Origin of the sequence: Limibacillus halophilus, assembly GCF_014191775.1 — a bacterium.
GTDB classification, from domain to species: domain Bacteria; phylum Pseudomonadota; class Alphaproteobacteria; order Kiloniellales; family CECT-8803; genus Limibacillus; species Limibacillus halophilus.
The window spans coordinates 193,097-206,346 of record NZ_JACHXA010000002.1 but is presented as its reverse complement, the minus strand read 5'-3'; the positions used below and the strand labels follow the sequence as shown (position 1 = coordinate 206,346).

The 13,250-nt window shown below is 56.3% G+C and carries 13 protein-coding genes; 7 read left to right on the top strand and 6 right to left on the bottom strand.

Annotation, left to right across the window (positions count from 1 at the left end):
• Window positions 1-112: 112 nt before the first annotated feature.
• Together FHR98_RS04105 and FHR98_RS04100 are read right to left on the bottom strand one after the other, a co-directional pair.
• Window positions 113-1,372, bottom strand: a complete 1,260-nt coding sequence (locus tag FHR98_RS04105; RefSeq protein ID WP_183415370.1) for an MFS transporter — start codon at window positions 1,370-1,372, stop codon at window positions 113-115.
• A gap of 136 nt (window positions 1,373-1,508) precedes the next feature.
• Window positions 1,509-2,210: a TVP38/TMEM64 family protein gene (locus FHR98_RS04100; RefSeq protein ID WP_183415369.1), complete on the bottom strand. Its 702-nt coding sequence runs from the start codon at window positions 2,208-2,210 to the stop codon at window positions 1,509-1,511.
• Window positions 2,211-2,447: 237 nt separating this feature from the next.
• On the opposite strand from FHR98_RS04100, the gene FHR98_RS04095 reads away from it, so the two are divergent.
• The 5 genes from FHR98_RS04095 to FHR98_RS04075 all read left to right on the top strand — a co-directional run bounded on the left by FHR98_RS04095 (window position 2,448) and on the right by FHR98_RS04075 (window position 8,210).
• Window positions 2,448-4,826, top strand: a complete 2,379-nt coding sequence (locus FHR98_RS04095) for a heavy metal translocating P-type ATPase (protein WP_183415368.1) — start codon at window positions 2,448-2,450, stop codon at window positions 4,824-4,826.
• A gap of 184 nt (window positions 4,827-5,010) precedes the next feature.
• The gene (locus tag FHR98_RS04090) at window positions 5,011-5,400 is read left to right on the top strand and encodes a DoxX family protein (protein WP_322091209.1); all 390 of its coding nucleotides are present in this window, start codon (window positions 5,011-5,013) and stop codon (window positions 5,398-5,400) included.
• Between the two features lie 209 nt (window positions 5,401-5,609).
• Window positions 5,610-5,969 (top strand): truncated hemoglobin, encoded by a 360-nt coding sequence (locus FHR98_RS04085; protein ID WP_183415366.1) that lies wholly within the window; start codon window positions 5,610-5,612, stop codon window positions 5,967-5,969.
• 19 nt (window positions 5,970-5,988) lie between these two features.
• Window positions 5,989-7,059 carry an adenylate/guanylate cyclase domain-containing protein gene (locus tag FHR98_RS04080; RefSeq protein WP_183415365.1) on the top strand — a complete coding sequence of 357 codons (1,071 nt, stop codon included), beginning with the start codon at window positions 5,989-5,991 and terminating at the stop codon, window positions 7,057-7,059.
• 236 nt (window positions 7,060-7,295) lie between these two features.
• Window positions 7,296-8,210, top strand: a complete 915-nt coding sequence (locus tag FHR98_RS04075) for a GNAT family N-acetyltransferase (RefSeq protein ID WP_221205720.1) — start codon at window positions 7,296-7,298, stop codon at window positions 8,208-8,210.
• Here FHR98_RS04075 and FHR98_RS04070 read toward each other — a convergent pair.
• A complete protein-coding gene (locus FHR98_RS04070; RefSeq protein WP_183415364.1) occupies window positions 8,204-8,674 on the bottom strand; it encodes a VOC family protein in 471 nt (156 codons plus the stop codon). The two genes, FHR98_RS04075 and FHR98_RS04070, sit on opposite strands and share 7 nt — an antisense overlap.
• A gap of 372 nt (window positions 8,675-9,046) precedes the next feature.
• Between FHR98_RS04070 and FHR98_RS04065 the strand changes: the two genes are divergently transcribed.
• Window positions 9,047-9,634: a carboxymuconolactone decarboxylase family protein gene (locus FHR98_RS04065; RefSeq protein WP_183415363.1), complete on the top strand. Its 588-nt coding sequence runs from the start codon at window positions 9,047-9,049 to the stop codon at window positions 9,632-9,634.
• A 127-nt stretch (window positions 9,635-9,761) separates the two neighbouring features.
• Here the strand turns inward: FHR98_RS04065 and arsB are convergent, their stop codons facing one another.
• Genes arsB through FHR98_RS04050 form a run of 3 tightly spaced genes read right to left on the bottom strand, consistent with a single transcriptional unit; the run spans window position 9,762 to window position 11,704 of the window.
• Window positions 9,762-10,808 (bottom strand): ACR3 family arsenite efflux transporter, encoded by a 1,047-nt coding sequence (arsB, locus tag FHR98_RS04060; RefSeq protein WP_246377433.1) that lies wholly within the window; start codon window positions 10,806-10,808, stop codon window positions 9,762-9,764.
• 27 nt (window positions 10,809-10,835) lie between these two features.
• Window positions 10,836-11,357, bottom strand: a complete 522-nt coding sequence (locus FHR98_RS04055) for an arsenate reductase ArsC (RefSeq protein ID WP_183415362.1) — start codon at window positions 11,355-11,357, stop codon at window positions 10,836-10,838.
• A 14-nt stretch (window positions 11,358-11,371) separates the two neighbouring features.
• Window positions 11,372-11,704, bottom strand: coding sequence for an ArsR/SmtB family transcription factor (locus FHR98_RS04050; RefSeq protein ID WP_183415361.1), 333 nt, complete (start codon window positions 11,702-11,704; stop codon window positions 11,372-11,374).
• Window positions 11,705-11,917: 213 nt separating this feature from the next.
• Between FHR98_RS04050 and FHR98_RS04045 the strand changes: the two genes are divergently transcribed.
• A complete protein-coding gene (locus FHR98_RS04045) occupies window positions 11,918-13,213 on the top strand; it encodes a sulfite oxidase (protein WP_183415360.1) in 1,296 nt (431 codons plus the stop codon).
• The last annotated feature ends 37 nt before the right edge of the window (window positions 13,214-13,250 follow it).

The following is a 13,250-nucleotide window of genomic DNA, read 5'->3' as shown; positions in this document are numbered from 1 at the left end:
TGAATCAAAGCGCGTCGGTTTAATTCCCTGCACGATCGTCAGACCTAAACTTTGCGCCAGGTTCTAGGCGCGAAGCATTTGATGGGTTTCATCCTAATTGATCAGGCCCTCCTCAGCGGCTGGAAATAGCCGCCAGGTCCGGGCGCTTTCGTTGGATGGACGCCAAAATCAAAGGTATGCAAGCCGCGGTGACCGCCACCCAGACTGCGGAAAGCAACATGACCCGATCCATTGAAATCCCCTGGTCTAAAAGGAGCCCCATCATAGCGGGCCCCAATGCAGTCGAGAAAACCATGAACGATGAGGTGAGTGCCCTGATCGATCCCAGATGGGCGAGGCCGTAGAGTTCTGCCCAAAGGGCCGTTCCAATTGTGTGATTGAAGCCGACAGTAATACCGACGAGGAGCATCAATGCGTGGACGATCCACGGGTTGCCCGATAGCGAAACCAACAAAAAGCCAAGCGCCATCGGCCAAAGAGAAAAGTTCAGTAACCAGCGCGCGTTACGTCCGTCGATCAATCTTCCACCGATCAGACCGAAAGTCGTGGTCGCAATGGCGAAGGTCGTGAAGCCGGAGGCAAAAGCGCTTAGCTCCCAACCCTTCTCATTGACGAGGACGACTTGGTGGAAAAATAGCCCGGTCCCCAAGCAGGGGGCTGCGAACACCACGGGCAGAAGTAGGTAAAAGCCGGAATCTCGAATGACCTGCGTGCGAGTCCAGCCCTGGCTTTCTGCCAAGCGTTCCGCATCGCTTGGTTGCGGCTCTGCGCCACTGCGGGGCTGCCGCGGCTTTGTTGCAAGCCATGATGAGAGCGGTAAGACGACGAAGAGGCAGACAAGGGCATAGGCAAGCCAAGACTCGCGCCATCCGATCCAGGCCATCAAGCCGACGGCGATCAATGGGAAGAAGGCTTCGCCAGGGGCGTGCCCCATAGCCGCGATGGAAAGTGCCTTTCCTCTGTTGCGATTGAAGTCGCGTGCCATTGCCGTCATCGACGCATGGCTCATTAGACCCTGGCCGAACAACCTTAGAAGGAGCAGCGTCAGGTATAGAAACAGCATTGACTGGATATAGGCTTGGGCATACATCGCCAGACAGGCAACGGCCATTCCGACCAGCACGGCGCCTGTAAAAAGTACCCGGGGCAAATCGTCGACCAGCTTTCCGACCTGTATCATGAGGGCGGCACTGGAAAGCGTGGCAAGCATGTAAAGCAGGCCGTATTCACCCGGCGTCATGTTGTACAGAACCAAGATCTGACCGCCGTAGACAGCGATAAAAGCGGTCTGTCCGAAGGTGGAAAACAGCGACAACATGAAGCCGTAGGAAAGGCTGCGATAGTTGCCGATGATGAATTGCAGATAAGCCAAAGTGATTCGGTCCGAAAAAGATCAATTAGGTAATGTCGCCAACAAATTCTGCCCCAAAGTCACATAGCGGCGCGACAGATTGGCGCTATAGGAGGGCGCTGGCAAGCCGGAAGCGCAGCCCTTCACTAAACGGCGATTACCGATTGCGGGCCGCAAGGATTCTTTTGATCAGGTATCCAGCCACAACCATGGCCACAACGATAACCAACGTAATTGCGACGCCCGCGCCATCGATCTCCCGTACCGACATTCCCAGATGCGCAAGCAGGAAACTCATTGGCACGATGCCGACCAGTGTCGCTATGAAAAAGCGGTTGAACTCCAAAATCGAGAGCCCAGCCGCATAGCTGATAAGATCAAATGACAGGAACGGCAGTATCCGCGATACGAGAACCGTAGCCATCAAGGTGTTTTGGTTTCCCAAAAGTGGCAGAGTTTCTGCCTTGCTGACAAAGGGGTGGAGAACGCCGTTTCGGAAATGGCGCGCGACCAGAAAAGCGATGGTTGCTCCTAGTTGCGCCCCGAGCACGATATAAAATGTACCCCAGTACATTCCATAGAGCGCCCCTGCAGCAAGGGCAACGGGCGCGCTGGGAAGAGGGGTTATGACCACGGCGACGGCGATTCCGAAGACAATCAGCGCGGGTCCCCCCGCGCCCAGTTCCTTCACGGCGCTCTCGACGCCTTCGCTACGCACGAAGAAATCTACAATTCCGCTATGGTCCAGGATGTACCAGCCGAGCAGGAGAAGTCCCAACACAAGGGCATGCTTGAGCCAAAGCAGCCCTTTTGACGATTGGCGACTTTCATTGCTCGGCGTCGGGTCGGACGTGCTCATGAGATGAGCCTGTCTTTTGTGCAATCGGTCACTTGCGACGAAGCGAGATGTCGGTTGGTAAAGAGAGTGACCTGACTGCGGGCCTAAACCTTCCGCTTACCGGAAGATAGGGAAGCAACAATTATACATGAAAACCCCTTGACCTTCCAGTTAGTGGAAGGTCCATGTTCAAGCGTAACTGACGTATGAGCAACCCTTTTGATCGCGCTATCACGGCGATCACACTAGAGGCGGAACATGCAAGAGCACAACCAACACCACGCCCATCACACCCATCAGGGCGACTGCTGTCACAGCAAAACCGAGGGTGAGGCGCCAAGCGTTATCGATCCCGTCTGCGGTATGAAAGTTGCATTGGGAAAGGGCAAACCGAGCTTTACCCATGAAGCGCAGGACTATCATTTCTGCTCGCAGCGTTGCCATGACAAGTTCTCGGCTGATCCAGAGCACTTCCTTTCGGGTGCTCATAAAAAGGCCGCGGCAGAGGCCCCTAAGGGCACGCAATTTACCTGCCCGATGCACCCGGAGATCGTTCAGGATAAGCCGGGAGATTGCCCGATCTGTGGCATGGCGCTTGAACCTATGGGTATTCCCACCGGCGAGGAGGGTCCCAATCCGGAGTTGGTCGACTTCAAGCGGCGCTTCATTGTCGGCGCGGTTCTGACGCTGCCGATCCTTTTGCTGACCATGGGTCCGATGCTCGGACTGGGGTTCCTACGAGACATGCTCGGCGAACGCCCGGCTCTGTGGGTGGAACTCGTGCTGGCCACACCGGTGGTGCTCTGGTCTGGATGGCCATTCTTCGTGCGGGCCGTCAAATCCCTCATTAGCCGTAATCTCAACATGTTCACGCTTATCGGGATGGGCGTGGCCGCCGCTTATGGCTTCAGTATCGTGGCGGTGTTGGCACCGGGAATCTTTCCGGCTGGCTTTCAGGACGCCCATGGAAACGTCGGGGTCTACTTCGAGGCCGGCGCGGTTATCGTCGTGCTTGTCCTGTTAGGGCAGTTGCTGGAACTGGGCGCGCGCGAACGAACCGGCACGGCCATTCGGGCCTTACTGGATCTGGCCGCCAAGACCGCGCGCATCATCCGGGAGGACGGCCGTGAAGAGGAGGTGCCGCTCGAAGAGGTCAAGGTTGGTGATCGGCTGCGCGTTCGTCCGGGTGACAAGGTGCCAGTCGATGGTGTCGTTATTGAGGGGCACTCTTCCATCGATGAGTCGATGATATCCGGTGAACCCTTGCCCGTCGAAAAGGCGGAAGGGGATCTCGTAACCGGTGCCACAGTTAATGGAACTGGGAGCTTTATTATTGAAGCAAAAAGAGTTGGTTCCGATACTGTATTAAGCCAAATTGTTAATATGGTCGCAGAGGCCCAGAGAAGCCGGGCGCCCATTCAGAAGCTAGCGGATTCCGTTGCTGGTTACTTCGTTCCGGCGGTGGTCGCCGTTGCTGCCATTGCGTTCGTCGCTTGGGCGGTTTGGGGCCCTTCACCAGCCTTTGCTTATGCCTTGGTCTCAGCAATCGCGGTGCTGATCATCGCCTGCCCATGCGCCCTGGGACTTGCGACGCCGATGTCGATCATGACGGCCACTGGGCGTGGTGCTCAGGTCGGCGTATTGATTAAGAATGCCGAGGCGTTGGAGCGATTCGCAAAGGTCGATATCCTGATCGTCGATAAGACCGGTACGCTGACGCGCGGCAAGCCCATGCTGACGGCAGTGGTGCCGGAGGCAGGGTTTGAGGAAGGCGAAGTTCTCCGTATCGCAGCGAGCTTGGAGCGTGGATCCGAACATCCGCTGGCCGAGAGCATTGTTGCTGGTGCCGAGGAACGCGGATTGTCGCTTGCCAAGGCAGAGGACTTCCAAGCTGTGGTCGGCAAAGGCGTTCGCGGCGTTGTCGACGGCAAGGCTGTTGCGCTTGGCAATGCGAAGCTTGTCGCCGAAATGGGATTGGACAGCGCACCGTTTGCAAATGCGGCCAACGCCCGGCGCGATGAAGGCGAGACCGTCATGTTCGTTATCATCGATAATGTCATCGCAGGGCTTGTGTCGGTTGCTGACCCGGTCAAGGAGACCACGCCGGAGGCCCTGAAGGCGCTTCACGCGGAGGGATTGCGGATCGTTATGGCTACCGGTGATAACGAGCGCACGGCGCGTGCCGTCGCCGCCAGGCTTGGAATCGACGATATTCGGGCCGACGTCATGCCAGAGGATAAGGCGCGCATCGTCAAGGAACTCCAGGCCCAGGGGCACAAGGTCGCCATGGCGGGCGACGGCGTCAACGATGCGCCGGCTTTGGCCCAGGCCGACGTTGGAATCGCCATGGGCACGGGGGCCGATGTGGCCATCGAAAGCGCTGGCTTCACACTGGTCAAAGGCGACCTGAACGGCATCGTCAGAGCCCGGCGTCTGGCCTTGGCGACGATGCGCAATATCAAGCAGAACCTCTTCTTTGCCTTTATCTACAACGCTGCGGGCGTACCGATTGCCGCAGGGATTCTCTATCCCTTCCTGGGGCTGTTGATATCGCCGATGTTCGCCGCCGCCGCCATGAGCTTCTCGTCGGTTTCAGTCGTGGGCAATGCACTTCGCTTGCGGGGGGTTAAGTTGTAACAGGGCAGGGCGTCCGCACACCGCCTTTCGTTGACAAGGCTCTGAGAAGCAAATTACCGTGAATTTTTGTCGCAGCACTCGCTGCGGGGCATGGCCGCAACGCATTATTCGCTGCGGCTTTTGTCTTGGACCTATCGTAACGGGCATGAGTTGCCTTTACGATGTCTTGTCGGAGGCTATAAACGTGAACTTTCTATCCTCGTACTCATCGCAGCTCCTCAGCGTTCTGCGCATTATGTCCGGGCTTTTGTTCTTGCAGCACGGCACGACAAAGTATCTGAGCATCCCTGTGAGCCCTATGAACGATGTGCCTATGGCGTCTATGGGCGGCGCAGCGGGTCTGTTCGAACTGATTGGCGGCGCTCTGTTGGTCGTTGGTCTGTTCACCCGGCCGGTGGCTTTCGTTCTGTCCGGCCTTATGGCTGTCGCGTACTTTTATGCTCATGCGCCGCAGGGCTTTTACCCGCTTCTCAACGGTGGTGAGCTAGCGGCGCTTTACAGCTTCACGTTCCTCTACATCGCGGCCGCTGGCGGTGGCGCATGGAGTATCGATTCCATGCGGAGCTCGAAGTAGTCAGTCAACCAAACGGCTACAAACATTCCAGGAATGCGAGCGGTGGTTGCCAGCCTGCCGCTCGCTTTCTGAATTAAAGTTTGGTCGCTAATCCTTCCCGATACCGAGCATCTGCAAAAGTGCCAACTCAAAGACAATAGTTACATTCGAGTGGGTGAATGGCTTATTCTTGGGGCTTGGGGAGTATCCTTAGCCTGAGGGAGGCCGGGATGGCAGCTACCGTTTTTGACAGATACGGCGGCTTCGGCTTTGTTAGCAAGGTCGTTCTGGATTTCTACGATCGGGTCGGGGATTCAGAGATTCTGGCCCCCTATTTTGCTAGTTCAGACATGAAGGTCTTGATCGATCATCAGACCAAGTTCATTGCTTCGCTGATGGGCGGTCCGGCCTCCTACACGGATGAAGTCTTGAGGCGTGTGCATCTCAACCTGTCAATCAGTGACGAGGCTTTCGACGAGATGGCCGCAATCCTTGAGGAGACTTTGGAGGATTTCGAGTTCGATCCGGCCGATGTCCACAACGTGATTCATGAAATCAAGAAACGCCGGCACGTGATTGTGACCAACTGACGAGGAGCGGTGCGGCGTCATGGACTTGGATCGTTTTAACAAGTTGCTGCTGCAGTCCGTGGGGGTTGGCCTTGCCGTCTTTGACCGCAAAAGCCTTGATTTAGTCTTCCTCAATGATCGTATGGATCACTGGTTTTCCGAGCAGACTGGCGGCGCACGAACGCTGGAAGGTTTCTTTCCGCAGCTAGATCGCGAGAAAATGGAAAAGCGGTTGGAGGCGGGCCGGGCGTTCACCTTTGCAAGTGAGGTCCAGCGCGGAACTCGAAAGATATCATTGGCCGTCGAGATAACGCTGCGCGAGACCGACTCCCTATCGGTCTTGATGTTGGAATGTCAGAACATCACTAAAATTCGCGAGCTGGAATACATGATCCAGTCCTACTCCTCGATGATTGAGAAGCAGAACCGCGACTTGCGCAAGGAGAAGGAGCGGGTCGAGAAGGTGCTGCTCAACATTATGCCGAAGACGGTTTACGAAGAATGGCGTCAGTTCGGTGTGACCACACCGCAGCGCTTCGAGGATTGCTCGTTGTTGATGCTGGACTTCGTAGGCTTCACGGAAATGGCCATTACGGAAGACCCGCCAGCTTTAATTTCCGAATTGAATGATATCTTCACGGCCTTTGATCGCATCGTCGAGCAGTTCGGATGCGAGCGCCTGAAAACGATAGGGGACGCTTATATAGCGGTCTCGGGGATACCCGAAGCGACGCCCGACCATGCAAACAATATTGCCGGTGTCGCTTTGCGCATCGTCCATTTCCTGCGTCGCCGCAACGAAACCCACAGCCAAAAGTGGGCTTGCCGTATCGGGATCAATAGCGGCCCGGTAATTGGGTCGATCGTCGGCATCCAGAAGTACGTCTATGATGTTTTTGGCCCGGGAATAAATTTGGCTGCGCGGTTGGAAACACAGGCCGACAGTATGGAGATCATTCTCGCTGAGGAAATGCGGCAGAAGTTGACCGATGGTTTCATCTTCGAGGAGATAGGTGAACGAGAGTTGCGCGGGTTTGGTAAGAAGCGTCTCTATCGCCTCTTGGGGAGTGACGAAATCCGTGTTCATGAATCTGACAGAAAGCATTGGTAAAACAAATAATTACCTCAAAATATTAATGTTATATATTAATCTTTTCCTCCTTGAATAGGTTTTGCCGCGTAGGCGCAATCGGCGACGCTTGCAGTGTCTGCTGCCCAGTTGATGGGACTCCATGGGCGCTTATGCATTTTTCTGATCTGATATCGCAAATTTCCTGAATGCGAATTGCTAACTGTTGCACCAATAATCCCCCCACTTTCGTTATCAATTGGAGGGAGGCGCGTTCATTGCGCGCGGGTTACATGGACGTAGGTTCAAACTTTCACATCGATCAACAACCTGGTTATCAGTTTACCTTGAGGCCCGGCCAACCAAATGACGCGGCGGCCTGCGGGAAGATCTGCTATCACGCATTCAAGGCAATCTCGGAACGCCACGATTTTCCGCCTGATTTCCCTTCAATAGATGTTGCGCAGGGACTTCTCGACTACACGTTAAGCAATCCGGCGATCCGTTCGGTCGTCGCTGAAATGGCGGGCGAGGTTGTCGGCAGCAATTTCCTTTGGATAAGCGAGACGGTTGCCGGCGTGGGACCGATCACGATCGATCCGGCTTGCCAGAACGTAACGGTTGGCAGGCAGTTAATGGACTGGGCGCTGGACACGGCCCGCGACGCCGGCGTCAACAGCGTTCGTCTTGTCCAGGCAGCCTACCACAATCGCTCGCTAGCGCTTTATACGAAGATGGGCTTCGTCGCGCGCGAACCGCTCTCGACGATGCAGGGGTCCGTGCCAAGAGTGGCGATTCCAGGTTACAAGGCACGCGCCGCGTCAGAAGCCGATGTTGCGGCCTGCACGAGGCTCCATCAGAGCCTAAACGGCTACAGCCGTGAAGGCGATCTGCGTAATGCCATCGCTCAAGGCACCGCTATGGTGGTCGAGCACGATGGCCGTATCTCGGGGTATACCACCCAGATTGCTTTTTTTGGCCATGCGGTTGGCGAGAGCAATGAGGATATTAAAGCCTTGATCTGCGCTGCGCCCGAGTTTGCGGGGCCGGGCTTTTTGCTGCCAACGCGGAACACGGCGCTTCTTCTATGGTGTCTGGAGCAGGGCTTGAAAATCGTTCAGCCTATGACCCTGATGAGCCAGGGCTTTTACAATGAGCCATCAGGGGCCTTCATGCCTTCGATTCTTTACTGACCCCTGTCGGGTGGGGCCATCTTCTTCTGCCGAAGCTCGGCAATCGCGTTGTCGGTTTTTTGGAGGTGGCCCAGACCCATGCCCCGGAGGACGTGGTCGGCCTTGGAGAACTGGATGTTGGCGTAGGTGGTGATTTCCACCCGGTTGCCCCAGGGGTCGAGAAAATCGAGAAAGCGCCCGCCCAGCAGTTCAACGCCCATCTTTTCGAGAGTCCGTCGCACCTGATCCTTGTCATCCACGGCGATCCCGAAATGCCGGTTCGCGTCAGGTCCTTGGGTTCGGCCCAACGCAAAATTGATAAACTGATCGCCGAAATAGATGAAAGCCGCTTTCTCGCTCTTGCTTTCGATTTCGAAGTCGAGAAAGGCACCATAGAACGCGAGCGCCTGATCAATGTCGCCGACTTCAAGGGCAACATGGTTGATGCCTACGGCTTTGGCCTTGCGATCTTTGGTCTCAGTCACCTTTTGGTCCTCCTCGTCGATGAAGCATAGTGTGTGAACCGCGCTAAGTCCTGCTAATCATAGAATTTGTAGGTGGTGATGAGGAGCGGAGTCTGCCACCAGGACATCGGCGACGATCAAGGCCTGAAATTCAGATATTGGATTGGTCTTCTTTCTGGTGCCAAATTGCACATTTTCCAAGGCTTTCCCGCGATCCTCAGGGAGTGAAGGTAGGTCGCTTAAATGCCGCTGTTACCTTGGAACTTGGACTTGATAGGACCGAGGCGTTCTTGCAGGCTGGTCGTTCAGGGCTTCTCGCGTGAACCGTAACGGACCGAAATCCCCGGCACAGCGATGTTGGCCACGCGAGGCGACCTATCCTTAGGAGGGGTAATGTCTTTCATAAGCGTAATTCCAGAAGAGCAAGCAACCGCGGCCACATCCCAGATGTATAACAGAGTGCGAGACAGCTTCGGCTACCTGCCAAACATGGTTAAAGCCTTTTCACATCGACCGGAGGTGATGGCCGGCTGGAACGAATTGCTTAACAGTATCAAGCGCAACATGGATGAACGGCGCTATGAACTGGTCACCGTTGCAGCCGCTCTAGAGCTTCGAAGCTCCTACTGTATGCTGGTACATGGATCCGTGCTTGCCGAACGCTATTACGATACGCCGCAGCTTCAAGAGATTCTGGAAACGCCCGATGCTTCCGTCCTGAGTGCTGCGGACGAAGCGATAATGGAGTTTGCGCGCGCCGTTGTGCGTGATGCGTCAGCGATCACGGAGGAGGATGTCGCAGGATTGCGCAAGCATGGGCTCTCGGACCCGGAAATTTTCGACATCGCATCGGCAGCTGCCGTCAGATGTTTTTTCAGCAAAACCCTGGATGCGTTGGGGACCTTGCCGGACAAGGCCTACAACGACTTGGACCCGACGCTTCGGGAGGCGTTGGTTGTTGGCCGCGGCATCGAGACATAGCTTCAAGTGCGGTTATCGGCTCCCGGCACTGTTCGATCCAATCTCAATCGGTGGCTTAATTTGTTCCGACCTATAATTCCCGGCGACACGCAGATGCCGGAGCGCGCGTGAGCGGTGTTTCCGGCAATCAAGCCCCGGGGAATTTGTTGCGGGTGCGGTTGGCGAAACTCACCAATGACAGCATGACCGGCACCTCGACAAGGACGCCGACGACGGTGGCGAGGGCCGCGCCCGAGTTAAGCCCGAACAGGCTGATTGCAACAGCAACCGCCAGTTCGAAGAAGTTGGACGTACCGATCATCGCACAAGGGGCGGCGATGCGGTGGGGCACCTTGAGGGCGTAGGCGGCGCCGTAAGCGAGCGCGAAAATGCCATAGCTCTGGATCACGATCGGCACGGCGATCAAACCGATGACCAGCGGCCTGTCCAGAATGACATTGCCCTGCAGCCCAAACAGGATCACCACAGTCGTGATCAACCCGACCATGGACCAGGGTTTAATGCGGGCGGTAAAGCCGGCGATACGTTCGGGCGTACGGAGCCTTCTACGGGTGAGCAACCCGGCGAGCAATGGCATAACCACGTAGAGCAGCGTCGCCAAGACCAGTGTCTCCCAGGGGACTGAAATTTCCGTAACGCCAAGCAGGAAAGCGACGATGGGCGCGAAGGCGACGATCATGATCAGATCGTTCACCGAAACCTGCACCAGCGTATAGGTTTCATCACCGCGCGTGAGCTGGGACCAGACAAAGACCATGGCCGTGCAGGGGGCCGCTCCTAGCAGAATCAGGCCCGCTGTGTACTGCGCGGCATCCGCAGGCTCGATCAAGGGCGCGAAAATATGGTCGAAGAACAAGACCGCCAACAACGCCAAAGTGAAGGGTTTGACCAGCCAGTTCACCGTCAGCGTGATGAGCAGTCCCTTCGGTTGCCGGGCAACCCCGGCAGCTGCCGCGAAGTCCACGCCAACCATCATCGGGTAGACCATTGCCCATATCAGGACAGCCATCACGAGATTGATCGACGCGAATTCCGCCGCCGCGATGGCCTCGACCAGCCCGGGCGCGATGCTGCCAAGCAGTAATCCGCCCAATATTGCCAGACCCACCCAGAGGGTTAGCCAACGTTCGAAGATACTCATGGCCGGCGTCGCGGGCGCGGTCGTGTCTGTCATGAAAAGTATTCCGCAGTTGCTGTTGGTTCAGGAAGTGGGGGCGCTACTTGCTGTTTCGGCAAGGTCAATATCCTGGAGCTTCTGCTTAAGCGAAAGCCTGTCCAAAGAAGCGAAAGGCAAGCTCAGAAACAAGGATATCCGGGTTGAAAGCATTTTGTAGGCCATTGAAAAGGCAAGGCGCCGTTCCGCTTCACTGCCGGTCACAGCGGCCGGGTCCGGTATGTCCCAATGGGCGGTCATCGGCTGGCCTGGCCAGACCGGACAGGTCTCGGCGGCGGCTTGATCGCAAACCGTGAACACGAAGTCCATCTGCGGCGTATCGGGTAGGGCGAACTCGTTCCAGTTCTTCGAGCGCAGTCGCGCCGTGTCATGGCCGAGACTTTTGAGAAGGTCGATCGTGTAGGGATGGGGCTCGCTCTTGGGGTTTGAGCCTGCGGAAAAAGCACGAAAATGGCCCTTGCCTTCGGCGTTCATGATTGCTTCTGCGATCAGGGAACGGGCTGAATTCCCGGTGCAGAGAAAGAGTACGTTGTAAACCCTGTCGGACATGGTCGGCGGTTCCCTCAGCAGGCGCAGGCAATTTCATCGATCAGCGGCTGGCACATCTCCGCGCGGCCGCCGCAGCAATCGCTCAGCAGGAATCCAAGCAGGCCTCGTAATCCATCCATATCGGCGTAATAGCGGATGGAGCGTCCTTGCCGTTCGTTGCGCACCAGCCCGGCATTCAGCAGTACCGAAAGATTGGCCGAAAGCGTGTTCTGCCGCACGCCAAGGGACTCCCCGATCTCACCCGCCGCCATGCCGGTCGGGCCGACCCGGATCAACAGGCGGAATACCTCAAGACGTGTAGCTTGGCTAAGAGCGGCAAAGGCCGCGAGTGCTCGTGTATCTTCCATATATCATGAAATATTGAAATATATGAAGACTGTCAACAACCAAAGATAGGGGCCGCGCAGGAGGCCGGCGAGCGTAGCCAGATGCAAGGACAACGCCTTCCTAATTGACGATATAGCCAAACTCCAGCAGATCGATCGGCGGCAGGACGATTCAACCTGAATGAAATAAAATGCCTCCCTGGGACGTTATTAAAGATAACAAGGGAGGTGGAAATGCCATTCGACAATGAAAAACACCAAGGAATCAGTGAATTTTTTGCCCGCAATCCTGAAGAGGCCGATCGCGAATTCTTCGGTCGTATTGCTCACTCAGATCGGCGCGGGTTTCTAGGCGGTGCTGGCTTGGCTACCGTGGGAGCGATGCTCGGCCTGAGCATTCCGTTCCATCGCAATATGCCGCAAGGATTGATACCTGCAGCCTTCGCTGCAGAAGACGTGCTGGTTGGCAAGGACGGATTAACCTTGCTCAATGACCGGCCAATTAACGCCGAAACGCCGCCTCACTTCCTGGATGATGATATCACGCCGACAAATCGGCATTTCATTCGCAACAATGGTATACCTCCAGAAGACGTCGACCCCGCATCTTGGACGCTCACAGTTGACGGTTTAGTCGACCAGGAGATGACCCTTTCCATCGACGACCTCAGGAATCAGTTCGAAGTCGTCACGATGGCTCTCGTCATAGAATGCGGCGGAAATGGCAGGGCATTTTTCAATCCTCCGGCGAAAGGCAATCAATGGACGCTGGGTGCGGTCGGCTGCTCCAACTGGACAGGCGTGCGGTTGAAGGATGTCCTGGAGAAGGCCGGCGTCAAATCAAACGTCGTTTATACCGCCCACTATGGCGCCGACGGGCACCTTTCGGGAGATACCAGCAAGCTGCCGATTTCGCGGGGAGTCCCGATTGCCAAGGCGCTGACCGACGACGTCCTTATCGCATTTGAGATGAATGGCGGGGCACTGCACCCACAAAACGGCGCGCCTTTGCGCCTCGTTGTACCAGGATGGCCCGGATCCTGCTCGCAGAAATGGCTGACCCGCATACAGCTTCGCGATCAGGTCCACGACGGGCCCAAGATGACCGGAACTTCCTATCGCGTCCCCAATCGTTCGGTTGCACCTGGAGAGGAGGTTGCAAAGGAAGACTTTGTAATTATCGAACGTATGCCGGTCAAATCGCTCATCACATCTCAGGAGAATAACAGTGAGATAGGCCAGGAGATCGAGGTCCGCGGTCACGCCTGGTCCGGGGACCGGACGGTCGACCGGGTTGACCTTTCCATCGACTTCGGAGCGACCTGGCTGACAGCGGAGCTGGACGCTCCTGTTAACTCCGGGGCCTGGCAGAACTGGCGCCAAACCGTGACCTTCCCGAAGGCCGGTTATTACGAGGTTTGGGCCAGGGCAATGGACAGCGCCGGGGTCATGCAGCCTTTCGCAATCGATTGGAATCCGAAAGGTTACCTGAACAACACGATGCACAGGGTCGCCTTGCGGGTTGGATGAACGCTCGCTTGCACATTTGACGTGTGGAATAGAAAGG

Coding starts and splice junctions, on each gene's coding strand:
- FHR98_RS04045 (WP_183415360.1), top strand. CDS start 11,918: ATGCCATTCGACAATGAAAAACACCAAGGAATCAGTGAATTTTTTGCC.
- arsB (WP_246377433.1), bottom strand. CDS start 10,808: ATGACAGACACGACCGCGCCCGCGACGCCGGCCATGAGTATCTTCGAA.
- FHR98_RS04065 (WP_183415363.1), top strand. CDS start 9,047: ATGTCTTTCATAAGCGTAATTCCAGAAGAGCAAGCAACCGCGGCCACA.
- FHR98_RS04050 (WP_183415361.1), bottom strand. CDS start 11,704: ATGGAAGATACACGAGCACTCGCGGCCTTTGCCGCTCTTAGCCAAGCT.
- FHR98_RS04095 (WP_183415368.1), top strand. CDS start 2,448: ATGCAAGAGCACAACCAACACCACGCCCATCACACCCATCAGGGCGAC.
- FHR98_RS04055 (WP_183415362.1), bottom strand. CDS start 11,357: ATGTCCGACAGGGTTTACAACGTACTCTTTCTCTGCACCGGGAATTCA.
- FHR98_RS04080 (WP_183415365.1), top strand. CDS start 5,989: ATGGACTTGGATCGTTTTAACAAGTTGCTGCTGCAGTCCGTGGGGGTT.
- FHR98_RS04085 (WP_183415366.1), top strand. CDS start 5,610: ATGGCAGCTACCGTTTTTGACAGATACGGCGGCTTCGGCTTTGTTAGC.
- FHR98_RS04100 (WP_183415369.1), bottom strand. CDS start 2,210: ATGAGCACGTCCGACCCGACGCCGAGCAATGAAAGTCGCCAATCGTCA.